The sequence below is a fragment of the Pedobacter agri PB92 genome (assembly GCF_000258495.1).
GTDB lineage: Bacteria > Bacteroidota > Bacteroidia > Sphingobacteriales > Sphingobacteriaceae > Pedobacter > Pedobacter agri.
The window spans coordinates 1-14,864 of sequence record NZ_AJLG01000122.1 but is presented as its reverse complement, the minus strand read 5'-3'; the positions used below and the strand labels follow the sequence as shown (position 1 = coordinate 14,864).

General features: G+C 36.8%; 18 protein-coding genes. 6 read left to right on the top strand and 12 right to left on the bottom strand.

What is annotated here, in order from left to right; all coding sequences use genetic code 11:
• Positions 1–302: 302 nt before the first annotated feature.
• Positions 303–1,487, bottom strand: coding sequence for a hypothetical protein (locus ON09_RS16630; RefSeq protein ID WP_010602194.1), 1,185 nt, complete (start codon positions 1,485–1,487; stop codon positions 303–305).
• Positions 1,488–1,647: 160 nt separating this feature from the next.
• Between ON09_RS16630 and ON09_RS16625 the strand changes: the two genes are divergently transcribed.
• The gene (locus tag ON09_RS16625; protein ID WP_157258992.1) at positions 1,648–3,039 is read left to right on the top strand and encodes an aldehyde dehydrogenase family protein; all 1,392 of its coding nucleotides are present in this window, start codon (positions 1,648–1,650) and stop codon (positions 3,037–3,039) included.
• 93 nt (positions 3,040–3,132) lie between these two features.
• Here the strand turns inward: ON09_RS16625 and ON09_RS16620 are convergent, their stop codons facing one another.
• From ON09_RS16620 to ON09_RS16590, 7 genes are all read right to left on the bottom strand, one after another.
• Positions 3,133–3,852 (bottom strand): heavy-metal-associated domain-containing protein, encoded by a 720-nt coding sequence (locus tag ON09_RS16620; RefSeq protein WP_010602192.1) that lies wholly within the window; start codon positions 3,850–3,852, stop codon positions 3,133–3,135.
• A gap of 251 nt (positions 3,853–4,103) precedes the next feature.
• Positions 4,104–4,928 carry a 4,5-DOPA-extradiol-dioxygenase gene (gene ygiD / locus ON09_RS16615; protein ID WP_010602191.1) on the bottom strand — a complete coding sequence of 275 codons (825 nt, stop codon included), beginning with the start codon at positions 4,926–4,928 and terminating at the stop codon, positions 4,104–4,106.
• Between the two features lie 108 nt (positions 4,929–5,036).
• Positions 5,037–5,597 carry a helix-turn-helix domain-containing protein gene (locus ON09_RS16610; protein ID WP_010602190.1) on the bottom strand — a complete coding sequence of 187 codons (561 nt, stop codon included), beginning with the start codon at positions 5,595–5,597 and terminating at the stop codon, positions 5,037–5,039.
• Positions 5,597–6,082 (bottom strand): DUF3347 domain-containing protein, encoded by a 486-nt coding sequence (locus ON09_RS24360; protein ID WP_157258991.1) that lies wholly within the window; start codon positions 6,080–6,082, stop codon positions 5,597–5,599. The genes ON09_RS16610 and ON09_RS24360 overlap by 1 nt, the downstream gene beginning before the upstream one ends.
• Positions 6,083–6,107: 25 nt before the next feature.
• On the bottom strand, positions 6,108–6,920 hold the full coding sequence (locus ON09_RS16600; protein ID WP_029204406.1) for a hypothetical protein: 813 nt from the start codon (positions 6,918–6,920) through the stop codon (positions 6,108–6,110).
• A gap of 2 nt (positions 6,921–6,922) precedes the next feature.
• Positions 6,923–7,459, bottom strand: coding sequence for a heavy-metal-associated domain-containing protein (locus tag ON09_RS16595; protein ID WP_010602187.1), 537 nt, complete (start codon positions 7,457–7,459; stop codon positions 6,923–6,925).
• 79 nt (positions 7,460–7,538) lie between these two features.
• Complete coding sequence (locus ON09_RS16590; RefSeq protein ID WP_010602186.1) at positions 7,539–7,943, bottom strand: HYC_CC_PP family protein; 405 nt, start codon at positions 7,941–7,943, stop codon at positions 7,539–7,541.
• Positions 7,944–8,037: 94 nt separating this feature from the next.
• Here ON09_RS16590 and ON09_RS16585 point away from each other — a divergent pair, with 94 nt between their 5' ends.
• The 5 genes from ON09_RS16585 to ON09_RS16570 all read left to right on the top strand — a co-directional run bounded on the left by ON09_RS16585 (position 8,038) and on the right by ON09_RS16570 (position 11,798).
• Positions 8,038–8,757 carry a peptidylprolyl isomerase gene (locus ON09_RS16585; RefSeq protein WP_039842667.1) on the top strand — a complete coding sequence of 240 codons (720 nt, stop codon included), beginning with the start codon at positions 8,038–8,040 and terminating at the stop codon, positions 8,755–8,757.
• A complete protein-coding gene (locus tag ON09_RS16580; protein WP_010602184.1) occupies positions 8,757–9,524 on the top strand; it encodes an exodeoxyribonuclease III in 768 nt (255 codons plus the stop codon). The genes ON09_RS16585 and ON09_RS16580 overlap by 1 nt, the downstream gene beginning before the upstream one ends.
• A gap of 84 nt (positions 9,525–9,608) precedes the next feature.
• A complete protein-coding gene (locus ON09_RS16575; RefSeq protein WP_238533716.1) occupies positions 9,609–10,448 on the top strand; it encodes an amidohydrolase family protein in 840 nt (279 codons plus the stop codon).
• Positions 10,406–10,849: an amidohydrolase family protein gene (locus ON09_RS26185; RefSeq protein WP_238533715.1), complete on the top strand. Its 444-nt coding sequence runs from the start codon at positions 10,406–10,408 to the stop codon at positions 10,847–10,849. Before ON09_RS16575 ends, ON09_RS26185 begins: the two co-directional genes overlap by 43 nt.
• The gene (locus tag ON09_RS16570) at positions 10,842–11,798 is read left to right on the top strand and encodes a formimidoylglutamase (protein ID WP_010602183.1); all 957 of its coding nucleotides are present in this window, start codon (positions 10,842–10,844) and stop codon (positions 11,796–11,798) included. The genes ON09_RS26185 and ON09_RS16570 overlap by 8 nt, the downstream gene beginning before the upstream one ends.
• A 65-nt stretch (positions 11,799–11,863) precedes the next feature.
• On the opposite strand, the gene ON09_RS25250 is transcribed toward ON09_RS16570, so the two are convergent.
• From ON09_RS25250 to efp (ON09_RS16555), 4 genes are all read right to left on the bottom strand, one after another.
• Positions 11,864–12,022, bottom strand: coding sequence for a hypothetical protein (locus ON09_RS25250; protein ID WP_157258990.1), 159 nt, complete (start codon positions 12,020–12,022; stop codon positions 11,864–11,866).
• Positions 12,023–12,032: 10 nt separating this feature from the next.
• Entirely contained in the window at positions 12,033–12,593 is a 561-nt protein-coding gene (locus ON09_RS16565) for a 5-formyltetrahydrofolate cyclo-ligase (protein ID WP_010602182.1), read from the bottom strand.
• A 348-nt stretch (positions 12,594–12,941) separates the two neighbouring features.
• Positions 12,942–13,502, bottom strand: coding sequence for an elongation factor P (gene efp, locus ON09_RS16560; RefSeq protein WP_010602181.1), 561 nt, complete (start codon positions 13,500–13,502; stop codon positions 12,942–12,944).
• 119 nt (positions 13,503–13,621) lie between these two features.
• Entirely contained in the window at positions 13,622–14,182 is a 561-nt protein-coding gene (efp, locus tag ON09_RS16555) for an elongation factor P (RefSeq protein WP_010602180.1), read from the bottom strand.
• Positions 14,183–14,864: the final 682 nt, after the last annotated feature.

Below are 14,864 nucleotides of genomic sequence, written 5' to 3'. Positions count from 1 at the left end.
TATTTCTTCATGAATTTAGTTTGGATGCTGCAAGTTAGATAATGCAGGTGCTAAATCTATAAGGAAATGGAAATGTTACAACACTTCTCCCTATGAAAGGTTGAGGTGTTATAGTAAAAAGCTGTTCAATCCCTCTCTTTGGGGAGAGAAAAACAAAGGACAAAATTAGATTCATCAAAAATTGGGGCGGAGGTTTTTATCCAATAGTTTATTTTTAAAGAAAAATGCCAAGGAAACACAAATTTACACGGAATTGGGCGAATAAATTTCCATGTGTTCCGGGTGCAAAAAACTATGATGGCTTACCTTATTACTCTTCCGGTTCTATCCACATTCACCATATCAAATGGTTTCAGATATTCATTAATAATTACTGAAAATTCTCTCCGTGTTAAAACTTTTTTCAAGTCGTATTTTGAGGAAAATTTATAGTTTTTGTTCCATTTCTTTTCTATTTCGGCTTTGGTGGCATCAACAGCTTTATTTCCCACGTAACAAACCATCGAAATGGTATTTTCCAGATTTATGGGAATATTTTGATGGTCATCAAACCAGATTTGCGCTTTGTAATAATAATCTTTTATGGGCTGCTTAATCTCATCATAAGAAACCTCTTTTTCCGGATTGAAATAAACTTTTCCATTTTTGATGTCAGCTTTCAAAATTCCTGTAATACCGATTTTTTGTATGGCCATCCAATTTGAATCGGCTATTTTTACATCTTCAAAAGGCATTAAAGAAAGTTTGTAGCTCAGTAATTCACCTTGTATTCTTTTTAAATTTGATAAGCTGGTTTTGGTTTGGAAAAATGCCGCATAAGCTGCGGTTGCACCAGCGGCTTGACCAATTTCTAAATTATCGTGTTTTATGTAAAGGATATTTTCCTGATTTGGAATGAGCAAATTGTAAAGCGATAGGAAATCTGTTGTTTCATTTATCCCGCCAATTGTAGTTCGATATAAGTTTTCCGAATAATTTAATTTAGCTGCTCCCGCTACATTTAAACTAGTGACCTTTAATGCAGGAAGAATTTTCTGAATATCATCGGCAACAATTAAAACCTTTGCCTTTATGCTCTTTTCTTTGGTGAGTTTTGCTTCCCAACCACTTCCCGAACGTTTTAACTCGAAGTAAGTTATGTTGGTCACATCCAAAAGCTTAGAGCTATCTGACCAGTGTTTAATTACAGCATTTAAAATTTGATTAGTTATTTCGGGTAATTCAATACTATCTGCAATTTTTAAAGATTTTCTCGCTTTTTTTTCGAATGCTTTGGTTATACCGGTTTGAGGTAATTTTTTGAATTCGCTAAGTTTAAATCCATCACTTTGTGTTAAAATAATAGTGTTAACACCTGATTCTGATGCTTGAATACCCGCTGCAAAGGCTGCATTTGAATTTCCTAAAACCAATACATCTGTTTTGATGGTTTGTGCCTGGCTAAACAAAGGAATTAAGTAGATGAAAAGGAAAAATAACTTCTTCATTGCTGGTGTTTAAAATTATTTGCAATATGCTTTAAATGAATGAGCTTTTGATGAAATGAATTGATTTTAACTAAATTTAATTAGGAAATAATGATGTCAGTTTGTGTTTATCAAAGACCTCTCATTATCTTTCGGCAAGCTCACGATGTCAGATAATTCAATGGAACAAAAAATAAAGTCAGTTTTTGATTTACAACAAAAATACAAATTTGAGTTACGTAAAACGGATGCAAAAACCCGAATCACGAAGCTAAAGGTACTTAAGCAGGCTTTGCAAAATGCTGAAGAGGAATTTTATGTTGCTTTGGAGAAAGATTTACGCAAAAGTAGATTTGAAACTGCTGTAACGGAATTATTTTTTACTTATGCTGAAATAGACCATGCGATTAAGAACTTGAGCAGTTGGATGAAACCAAAATCGGTTAGTAAAACCATGAGCAATCTTTTTGCAGCCAATAAGATTTACTATGAGCCGAAAGGAGTTTGTTTAATTATTGCGCCATGGAATTATCCGCTACAATTGATGATGAGTCCATTGATTTCTGCAATTGCGGCAGGAAATTGTGCCATCTTAAAACCATCTGAATTAAGCGCCTACACCGCTAAAATTATTAATAAAATCATTGAAAAAGCTTTTGATAAACAAGAAATAGCTTGTTTCGAGGGCGATGCTGAAGTTTCGACTGAATTATTAAAACTCCCGTTCGACCATATATTTTTTACCGGAAGCACAACGATTGGAAAAGTGGTAATGGCGGCGGCAGCAAAAAATCTAACATCGGTAACTTTAGAATTGGGCGGAAAATCTCCGGTAATAATTGATCATTCTTGTGATTTGAAAGAAGCCGCAGAAAAAATAGCCTGGGGAAAGTTGGTTAATGCCGGGCAAACCTGTATCGCTCCAGATTATGTTTTAATTAACGAAAAACAGGAATCGGAATTTGTAAATTATTATAAAGTTGCCGCACAGAAAATGTTCTTCGCAGATGGCGCAATTAACGCAGCTGTTTATGGAAAAATCATCAACCAGAAACAATTTGATAGATTAAATGGCTTGATAAATGCCGCAATAAATGAGGGTGCAAAATTAGCGTTCGGGGGAGAGGCAAATGCCGAGTCTTTAACGATTAATCCAACTGTTTTAACTTCGGTAGGTGCAGAAAACAGTATTATGCAATCAGAGATATTTGGGCCGATTTTACCCATTTTGAAATACAAAAATTTGCAGCAAGCTATCGATTTTGTGAACGGAAAAGATAAACCTTTAGCGCTCTATATTTTTTCAGATGATTCTAAAAATCAAGAAAAAATCATTAATGAAACCAGTTCTGGAGGTACCTGCGTAAATGATGTGTTGGTTCATATCAGCAATCCAAATTTACCTTTTGGAGGTGTAAACAGTAGCGGAATAGGAAGTTGCCATGGCATTTTTGGTTTTAAAAATTTCTCTCATGAAAGAGCCGTTATGTTTCAATCCAAATATGGAATGACCAAAATGATTTATCCGCCTTACATTATGAGCTTATTAAAATGGTTGAAAAAGCTTCTATGAGATGCCACGGAAATACGGATTGATACGGAATAAAATTGATTATTTCCGAGGTTTCTGTGCTTCCATGGCAAAAAATCTGCTCGTGCAGATTGATTACATCAGTATTAGCATGGCGGCGCTCATCGCAATCATAATCGCATCTTCTACAATGGTAACGGTACTCATTGGCAGATTAAAAACTGCACCCAGGCAAGCGCATTGAATCTTTTTCTTGTTCAAAACGCTTTCTAAAACGCCGATAATACTCACCAACATTACAACCAGGGTAACCCAATTTACCACAACCGGCGATAAATTCAGTGCAAAACTTAAGCCTAAACAAAGTTCGATAAAAGCATAGATGTAACCCCAGGCATTGAATTTTTTCGCAACGATATCGTACATCGCGTAGCTTTCTGCAAAAGCCTTCAGGTTCAACATTTTGAAAAAAGAGAAAGTTAAGAAAAATCCGGCCATGAAAATACGCATAAAAGTCATGAGGTTGATGTTGCCATCTTGCCAGGAAACCAATAATGAAATCGTGGTAACGTAACCAAAAATCAATAGGATTGGTTTATAAGTTTCAGCCCATGATTTTGTTTCCTCCGCCAATTCGCTGTGGTTATTAGCGGTAATCTGATATTTACTTTCTGCTCCGCCCAAAGCCTGCTGCAAAGCAGCTATGCCGATATGTTTATCCATGCTAATCGTAGCAGAATTTGTATCTTTCGAAACCTCAACAGCGGTTACTTCAGGCAAAATCAAAAGATTGTTTTTTACTTTATTTTCGCAACCACCACATGTCATTCCGGTAAGTTGATAGGTATGTGTCATAACTTAAATTTTAAACAAATTTACCCATCTGGGGGATGAGATGCGTTACAGAATAATCATAAAATGTTATAGAATTTTTAATTAGAGGTTTTCAGTCGGTCGTCATTGCGAGGCACGAAGCAATCTTCAGCTACAAGTATATCTTTACGGAGATTGCTTCTCCCGAAGAAGAATCGGGATTGCAATGACGGGGATTAGAGCATTAACGGCATGACAGAATATTTGCGCTCAGCATCTCTTTGCTGTTAAAACTATCCAACCAAAACCGAGGTCATTGTTAATGAACCACCAACTGCTTTGTCATTAAAAAACGAAAATTGTTCACTTTCATTCTTCAAACCCAACGTATAAATCAATGGTAAATAATGCTCTGGAGTTGGGATGGCCAGCATCGCATCACTTCCCAAATTGCGGTAATTAATTAATGGTTTATGGTCGCCATTAGCAATAAGGCTTTTGAATTTGTAGTTCATTTCATTCGCCCAATCATAACCACCCCCGTTAATCATTTCCCAGCTAATCATTCGAAGATTGTGCACCATATTTCCACTTCCAATAACTAAAACGCCTTTTTTCCGGAGCGCATAAATTTCTCTGGCAATTTCATAATGGTTTTCTGGCGATTTTGTATAATCGATACTCAATTGGAGAACAGGAATGTTGGCTTCTGGATACATGTGTTTTACCACCGTCCATGTTCCGTGGTCTAAGCCCCAATCGTGGTCTAAGCCGATATGCGTAGAGTGTACCAGGCCTGGTATTTCAGCCGCCAACTCTGCATCGCCGGGAGCGGGATACTGAACATCAAACAACGCTTGTGGAAATCCTCCAAAATCGTGAATGGTTGATGGAAAATCCATTGCGGTAACAAAAGTTCCATGTGTGTACCAATGCGCAGAAACCACCAGTACAGCTTTCGGTAACGGAATTGTTTTTGCCAAGTCGGCCCAACTTTGGCTAAACTCATTATTTTCAATCCCATTCATCGGAGAACCGTGGCCAATAAACAGCGTAGGCATTAAATCCGTTTGTGGTAAACGTTGGGTAAAACTTCTGAATTGTGATAAGCTTGACATGCTGTTGAATTTTAATGTAAAGGTACAGCATCGCTATTTTTAGGGGCTTGATTTATGTTAAGAAAACGATAAGAACTCCATGGTTCATTTTACATCTTCCATGAATCATCAAATCTCATCCAAGGTTTTCCTTTTGTCAAATGTTTGCTTTTTATAAGCTGACGGTGTTAAGTCTGTCACTTTTTTAAACTGAGCAGAAAGATGCGCAACACTGCTGTAATTAAGTTGATAAGCAATTTCGCTTAGCGTGAGTTCGCCATAGGTGAGCATTTCTTTTGCCTTTTCGATTTTCTGAGCGATAAAATACTTTTCTATGGTTTGATTCTCTGCTTCAGAAAAAATTGCGCTTAGCTGGTTATAGTCCTGATTAATTTGATGACTTAAGTAAGTAGAAAGATTAATTTTTAAAGGCTCTTTTGAGTAATGAACCAGGTTGATGATTGTCGTTTTTATTTGCTCGGCAATTTGAGTTCTTCTATCCTCCAATAATTCGAAGCCAAAATGATTTAACTTTTCAGCGATTTTTAATTTATCATCAACAGAAATGTTTTCCGATATTAAAACTTCGCCAAGTTCAACCGAAATAGGGTTAAAGCCAAGCTTTTCCAGCTCAGCTTTAACCACCATTTTACAACGGTTGCATACCATATTTTTGATATGCAGATTCATTATTTCGATTTTATGGTTTCGGTAACATCACCACAATCAAACATCATGCTTCCATAATAGGGGTTTTCGATGTTTTCTTTTTCGTTTAACCAACTCGCTTTAGCCATTGGGCAATGCTGAACGTAAATTGTTGCATTATTGAATTTAATGTTTCTTACCGTTTTTATCATGGCATAAGATATTCCCTCGAAAGATTTTCTTTGTGTTTTGATGTCTTTTCCGGCAGCTAATTCTGTTGCTTTTGCTTTAATTAGTTTGGCCTGCTCCATCCAAGTTGTATGTTGTGTAGCTGGCAAATCTTTGTGTGGAATGGCATCAACTTTAGCCGATAAAACTTTTACTTTTTCTTTCGCTACATCTTTTTTATCAGCTGCCAAAGCATTTTTAACGTCGTAATAGGCAGTTAATAACTGATTAAAAGCTACGTCTGTTTTACTTTGTGCGAAAGTTAATTTTGTAGTTGCGATGGCAATTATAACCATCATTATCATGATTTTTTTCATCGTTATTTTATTTTAAAACATTAAAAAAGTTAAATTCTGCCCTTAGCAGATACATGTTTTTAAGGTATCGGTTTGCCATATTTCCGGTGGCCTGGAAACGATAACCTAAATCTATCCGGGTGCTGCTGTTTAAAATTACCTGAACGGCTGGAGCCAAATCTAGATAGGATTCGCCTGAAGCTGGGTCGGTTTTTCCTAGTATTTCGAAATAGACATTGAAATTCGGCTCTTTATAGTTCTTGTAAACAAAAGGAAGCACGAGGTAGCCTGATGATAAACTATAGGAGAACATATTGTTAGGTCTTGGCATTCCAGTAATTTGCCTATCACTTTTATTAAATGAATGTGCATAACCCAAAGTTGCCGAAAGGGCGAGTTTATGTAAAAGTTGGGTGAAAATTAACCCAGCCTGTGCTCCACTATTATCTCCCTCCAGATTAATATCTCTGGTAAAAGTTGGGCGGTTACTTGTGCTAATTCTACCAAAAGCTGCGGCCCTGAAATGACTTTGAGCTTCATCAATAGATAAAAAACGATATTTAGCATATAAACTTCCGCCCTCTAGCCGATATTTCCCATCCATATCTGATAAGAACGCTTGCGCATGTGCCATCAGGTTTTTATTAAAGCCAAACATTACCTCAGGAATTGTTCTGCTTACAAAACCAGGATTGTTAAACATCCCCTCGTTGGTTAAACGGACTCCAATTGATTTGGTGGGCATGTTACTTGCCGGTTCGGTAAAAACGTATAGCTCTTGTGCGAATAAGTTTATGTTGGCGCCAATGAAAATCAGCGCCATAATAAGAATCTTCTTCATTTTTAGGAAAGAACTAAGTGATAAACACGAGTTTTCTTTCCATTTACAACTGCTGTTCCATTTGCATAAGCATCAGAATTAAGCGTGGTTGCTTGTTTCTTAAATGCAGAACCTGAAATGAAATTTTTATCAACTACTGATGCTTTTACTGTTCCGTTTAAAGTTTTGCTTTTTGCATTAACGAAACGATAAACGTTACCATCAACAATCGCCTGACCTTTATCATCAACCTTAACCTGATTGAATGTAAAATCAGCTGTTAAGCCACCTACAGAAAAACCAGCATCCTGAACTTTTTTACGAATTAAATCGATGTTAATGTCGGCGCCTTTTTTGAAAGTTAAAACGAAGATGTTTTTATTTAAATCTGGTTTTACGGAATTAATAAAACCTAAGGTCTCCAGTGATTTTTGTGTTGCATTTGAACACATGGAGCAGGTTAATCCTGTCACTTTTAAATCTGCTGTTGAAATTTGTTGAGCCGAAACGTTTACGGCAAAAAGAAGCATAATGATGCTGAATATTTTTATTGTTCTCATGATTTTTGAAATTAGAATTTAAGAAATGTCACATTGAGCCTTTGGAAATGCTTAAGCACCGAAAGGCAAATGATTAATCCTAATTCCTAAAAATGCAATTGAAAACATGCAAAGCAACCCGCGAGGAAAGCGGCGGGGCTTTGTTGCTGATTTTGCTGAAAAAAGCTGGGGTAATGTTGGTGAGAAATTCTAAAACCGGTGGGTGCAGAAAAAGCTGGATAGAAAACAACTTTGGCATTTCTACTTTTGCCGCAGTTTGATGACTATCTTTTACTTTAACCGTTACCTGAGTGTTCTTGCAACAGCCATCGTCTTTAATCTTTTCAGCAGGAATATCCTTGCAGAGTTTACAAGCAAGCTCATTGCTGAACAGTTGCACATTTGCCAGTTTACCACCACAGAAATGCAAACTTAAAGCCAAACCCATAACACTAACCGCATACAATACGGCCAAAGAAAGTGCTATTTTTTGTTTTAACTTCATTACTACAAAGTTAAGGCAAAAAAAACCGAATATTAAACTGCTTTATTTATTGAATTTCATTTTTTACCTTAAATTAGCCCCAAACACCTTTCAAATGAAGAAATTATTATTATTCATCTGTATCTTTTCTGTGCTTTCGACTTTTGCAGCAAAGCCAAAGAATCAATATATCCGAATTAAAACGGAATTTGGCGAGTGTATCGTGAAACTATATAATGAAACGCCATTACATCGTGATAACTTTTTAAAACTTACAAAGGAAGGTTATTATAATGGCACTTTATTTCACAGGGTGATTAAAGATTTTATGATTCAGGGCGGTGACCCGGATTCAAAAACTGCAAAGCCAGATTCTTTACTGGGTGAGGGTGGTCCAAAATACACCATCCCGGCAGAATTTAGAGATAGCCTGTTTCACAAAAAAGGTGTTTTGGCTGCCGCAAGAGATAATAATCCTGAAAAGGCATCGAGCGGAAGTCAGTTTTATTTAGTGCAGGGAAAAGTTTTTACGGAGGAACAATTGAACAGCCTCGAAGAGAAGAGATTAAAATTTAAAATCCCGGAATGGCAAAGACAGGTTTACAAAACCATTGGTGGTACACCGCACTTAGATAGAAATTATACCGTTTACGGAGAGATAATTTCTGGGTTAGATATGGTCGATAAAATTGCTGTTTTAACAACCGATAAAAATAACCGTCCTAAAAGTGATGTTAAAATGGATATCACGATTTTGAAAAGGAGAGAGGCGAAAAAGTTGGAGAAGCAACTGTTAAATGCTTCATTAAAGGATAAAATAATAATGAAGTCCTGATGAAAATCATTTCTTATAACGTTAATGGCATTCGGGCGGCAAGTACGAAAAACTTTTTCGGTTGGTTGCAGGCTACAAATGCCGATATGATTTGCCTGCAGGAAGTAAAAGCATTACCCGTTCAAATTCCTGAGATTATTGCTTTGGTAGAGCAGCTGGGCTATCATCATTATTGGTTTCCTGCCGAAAAAAAAGGTTATAGTGGCGTAGCCATCCTAACTAAAATCAAGCCTAATCACATTGAGTATGGCTGCGGCGAAGAATGGATAGATCAAGAGGGAAGAATTTTAAGGGCCGATTTTGATGATTTTTCTTTGATGAGTTTGTACATGCCATCGGGTTCGAGCGGAGATGAAAGGCAGTTGAAAAAATATGCTTTCATGACGTTTTTTGATGTTTATATCAATGAACTGCGTAAAGAAATCCCGAACTTAATTGTGAGTGGAGATTATAACATTTGCCATACCTCAATTGATATTCACAACCCAAAATCGAATGCAAATTCATCGGGCTTTTTACCAGAAGAACGCGAATGGATGCAGCTATTTTTAGATAATGGTTTTATAGATGCTTTCCGCCATTTTAACAAAGACCCACATCATTATACCTGGTGGAGTTATCGTGCGGGCTCAAGGGGTAAAAATTTGGGTTGGCGAATCGATTATCACTTGGTTACAAAACCAATGGAAAGCCGATTAAAAAACGTAAGAATTTTACCTGATGCGATACATTCAGACCATTGTCCGGTTTTGTTAGAGATAGAATGATGTGGTTAAGCGGTTAATCGATTAACTGGTTAACTGTTTGCTAATCTAATTAACCATTTAAACAATTAACCAATACCGCTGACAATGCTCATCACAAATATAAAAGGCCTTGTAGGCGTGCATCCAAAAGATAAGTTGCTTCTTCGCGGAAACGAAATGAGCAACTTACCCATATTGGAAAATGCATGGCTTTTAGTAGAAGACGGTTTGATTAAAGATTTTGGTGAGATGAGCAAAATCCCTGCTCTAATCTTAAATCTCTCATCTCAAATTTCAGCTAAAGGTAAATTCGTTTTTCCATCCTGGTGCGATAGCCATACACATATAGTTTTTGCCGCTTCGCGGGAAGAAGAATTCGCCATGAAAATTCAAGGTAAAACTTATGAAGAAATTGCGGCAGCAGGAGGCGGGATTTTAAATTCTGCCGATAAACTTCAACATGCATCAGAAAACGAGTTGTTCGAAAGCGCATCCAGTCGTTTAAAAAACATGATTTTGCAAGGCACAGGTGCCGTTGAAATTAAAAGTGGCTATGGCTTAACGGTAGAGAGCGAGATTAAAATGCTGCGGGTAATCCAGCGCTTAAAAGCGAACTTTCCGATTCCCATTAAGGCTACTTTTTTAGCGGCGCATGCTTATCCAAAAGAATTTAAAGATAACCATCAAGGCTACATTGATTTAATTATCCATGAAATGCTGCCTCAAATCGCAGAAGAAAAATTAGCTGATTATATTGATGTTTTTTGTGAAAAGGGATTTTTCTCCGTTGAAGAAACAGACCAAATCCTAAAAGCGGGTGCAAAATTTGGCTTAAAAGCTAAAATTCATGCCAATCAACTTTCTGCATCTGGAGCAGTTGAAGTTGGGGTAAAAATTACGCCGTGTCGGTTGACCATCTTGAAGAAACCAATCAGCATACCATAAACAGTTTAAAAACATCAAATACCATTGCAACACTTTTGCCTTCTTGTTCGTTTTATTTGGGAATTCCTTTTGCCGATGCTAAAGGTTTAATTACCGAAAATGTTCCGGTTGCGTTAGCAAGCGATTATAATCCCGGTTCAACGCCATCGGGAAACATGAATTTTGTGGTTTCGTTAGGGTGTATAAAGCTTAAAATGCAACCAGAGCAAGCCATAAATGCCGCTACATTAAACGGTGCAGCCGCGATGGAAATCAGTAGCGAATATGGAAGCATTTCAATTGGTAAGAAAGCAAACTTATTTATCACCAAACCGATGCCCTCAATGGCCTATCTGCCTTACAGTTTTGGTGAAACACAAGTAGAAACCATCATTTTAAACGGTGAAATTTATAATGGATAGCCTTAAAATATATTCGCAGAGCGATATCAATAACCTGATTATTAGCAGGAGTGGCGAAACCAAACTTGGAGAAAGGATACAAACCATTTCTTCCCTTGATGCACTGCAATCGTCAACGGCAAAATTTGTGCTTTTAGGTATTCCGGAAGATATTGGAATTCGGGCAAACTCAGGTATTGCGGGCGCTTCTACCACCTGGCGACCAGCGTTAATGGCATTCTTAAATATTCAAAGCAACCGGTTTTTATCTGGCGAAGAAATTTTAGTGCTGGGGCATTTCGAAATTGAAGAACCTAAAGATTCTACCATCAATGGCTTAAGAAAAAAGGTAAGTAAAATCGATGATTTGGTTTATCCGGTAATTGAAAAAATTGTTGCTGCGGGTAAAATTCCAATTGTGATTGGCGGCGGACATAACAACGCTTATCCAATAATTAAAGGAACATCGCTGGCTAAAGAGCAGTCGATTGATGTTTTAAATGTGGATGCACACGCAGATTTAAGGGAGCCCGAAGGAAGACATAGCGGAAACGGATTTACTTATGCGCTAGCCGGGAAATATATGGATAATTATTTCATGTACGGTTTGCATCAAAACTATAATAACGAGGCTATTTTAAGTCAAATTGAGGCAAACCCAAAGCTGAAGCCGATATTTTTTGATGATATTTTAAAAGGCGTAGAAGACGAAAATTTCTTTTTTGCTATTGGTTCCGTTGCAGGTTTAGAGATAGATTTAGATTGCATTCAAAATGTACTTGCAAGCGCCGAAACGCCGTCAGGTTTCGCTGTAAATGATATTCGAAAATTAATTTTAACGAATGAAAAAAAGTTTTCTTATCTGCACATCAGCGAAGGCGCAACAAGGTTGCTTGATGGTAGGGTTAGTAAGTTAACCTCTAAATTAATTGCTTACTTAGTTAGTGATTTTATTAAGGCGCAAGCTTAAATTGTTTCTTAAGATTTGGTTCTGCGAAAATCTGTGTAATCAGTAAGATAATATAGAACTAAGTTCTACAAATGCTCTGCTTCGTATTTTTCTCCAGCTTTTAGCATCAGCTCAATTTGTTTTAAATCTTCAGCAGTAAGCTCTTCTTTTTCCTGCAATTCAAATACAGCAATCATGTTGTCTTCGTATTGTTTCTCAGTTTTAATAACGATTTCCTGTGCCATGATTGTAAGCTTAAAATTTAATGGTTTCTGTAGGTGTAATGCAATAATTCAGCCTGATGTCGTGTTCATTTACGTCGTCAATGCGATCAATTGCAGGCGACAAAGATAAGCCTATTTTTTGAGCATTTATATTCTCGAGAAAACGGTCGTAAAAACCCTTGCCATAACCAACCCGGTAACCCATTTTATCGAAAGCTAATAGCGGAATCAAAACCATATCAATTTCTCCGTCGTGTATGTTTCCCTTTTGCGGTTCCAGAATGTTGTAAAGGTTCTTTTGCAAATCATTTATGCCTAAATATTCATGATGAGTCATCGAAGCCGTTTCAAAATCAGCCTTAGGGACTATGATTTTAATGTGAGGATGATTTTCAGCTAGCCATTCGATTAATAGAAAGGTGTTTGGTTCTTTTTTTTCAACTATCGGCAGAAATATATGAATGGTTGTAATATCACTAAAATCCAATGCTTGAAATCGTTTCAGCAACATTTTATTAAGTTTCTGATACTCATCATCATGATAAGATAATCTTTCTTTTAATGCCTGCTTCCTAATTTCTGACTTAAACATATTGCGAATTTAGGTAAATATAATAATTTGGATTGTGGCTGTTATCGGCGGTTAGCAACGTAACCTATTTGCAAAAATGAGGTACGTAAACCCGATAGACGTGGAAATACTTTTTTATTGCAGATGCCTTCGTGCCTCAGCATCACAACTTTCGTAAAAAAATATTGGAACAGATAGCGGGGCTGCTCTTTCCGAAGAACTTTCTACAATCATTTTCAACAACTATTGCCTGGAAAAATAGATCTTCATGAGAAATATTTCGAACTGATTTGCGTGATTCTGTGGCAAATTTTTAAACAAAAAAGCCCCTGAAATATAAATTCAGGGGCTCCATTATTTTTTGATAAACTATTTTACACGCTCTACATATTCGCCTGTACGCGTATCAATTTTAATCTTATCGCCCTGGTTTACAAACATTGGCACTTTAACCTCAACACCATTTTCAAGCGTTGCAGCTTTTAATGCATTTGTAGAAGTATCGCCTTTTACCGCTGGCTCTGAATAAGTAATTTCAAATTCTGCGAAGTTTGGCAGCTGCCCCATAATGGCTTCATCGCTCTCCATTGAAACGATTACGCTCATGCCTTCTTTTAAAAATTTAATGGCCGAACCAAATAACGATTTCTCTACGTTATATTGTTCGTAGGTGTTGTTATCCATCACCACCAAATAATCGCCATCTTCGTATAAATATTGATAATCATTTGTTTCTACGCGGCAAATTTCTACTGCCTCGTCAGTATTCATACGGGCTTCTACGATTCTGCCCGATTTAATGTTACGAAATTTGCCAGTGTAAAAAGCGCCGCCTTTACCTGGTGTACGGTGATTCCACTCATCAACGGTAACCAATTCGTTGTTTACACGCAGGATGTTACCTGTTTTAATTTCTGATGCTTTTGCCATATGATGTGATCCTATTTGGATTTATATTTCAGTTTTTTGTGACGGCAAAGGTAAAATTATTTTAACAAAAACCTACAACGGTTTAGGGCTTTAAGGTTTAGTGAATAAGGAGTTATTGCCTACTTCACACGCTCCATGTAGTCGCCGGTTTTGGTATCTACTTTTACTTTGTCGCCCTGGTTAATAAACAATGGCACCCTTATTTCGGCTCCTGTTTCTACAGTTGCATATTTCTGTGCACTGGTAGAGGTATCGCCTTTTACGGCAGGTTCGGTATAAGTAATTTCAAGCTCGACACTGTTAGGCAGCTGTGCAACAATCGGTTCATCGCTTTCAAAAGCAACAGTTACATTCATGCCCTCTTTAAGAAATTTAATCGCACTGCCGAACAGTAATTTAGGAATATTATATTGCTCAAATGTATTGTTGTCCATCACCACTAAATAATCCCCGTCTTCATATAAATACTGATAATCGTTGGTTTCAACGCGGCAAATGGTAACCTCTTCATCTGTCCGGAAACGATATTCGACAATTTTGCCTGTTTTTACGTTGCGCATGCGGGATTGATAAAATGCCCTTAAATTGCCTGGCGTACGGTGGATATATTCTTCTACACTTACCAACTCTCCGTTAAAACGAAGCACATTTCCGCTTTTTACTTCTGATGCCTTTGCCATTTATAATGATGTTTTGTTTTTTGAATATCAAAGTTAAATAAAGGTTTTTTGATTTGGAAAGCAAAGCCTGGAATAAATCGGTTACTATAGTCCCGCTTTTACTTCAATCTTTTTTGTAAAAATAAACCTCTTAGGTTTATCAAAAAAGTATTTCCGTGGCAATCGGGTTTAGAATAGCTGGGTTCGCGTAAGAAATAAAACCAGCTCCTACAAACGCCATTTTGTTTGTTGATAGGCTCGAAGAAATCTTCCCGCCAAGATTGTTTCGTGATTAAGTGTTTCGGGATGGGTTGGTGCCTTGCAACGAATTTTTTTATAAAAAACAGCTTATAAAAGAAATGCCTTTGGGAACCACTCCAAAGGCATAATCAACCTAAACCTCAAACTAAACTATGAAAAAATTTTTTGCTTTTTACAGCTATATTTTGTTTCCGTAAAACGGAGAATATTAATGTTTTCCCTTCAGAGATTTTATTAATAAATGTTTCTCTTTTTGGTGGTGCAAAGGTAAGAACTATTCTTCAATTGCAAAATATTTTTTTAAAAAAACAATTATAATACAAATTGATGACAAATCAATCAGTCTTCTAGCCTCGAAATCAGGTGTTAAGCTATTTGAAATCAGCTATTTGTAGGTGATTTTGACAAAAATCGTATTCGTGGATTTGATTAGTGTGTACGT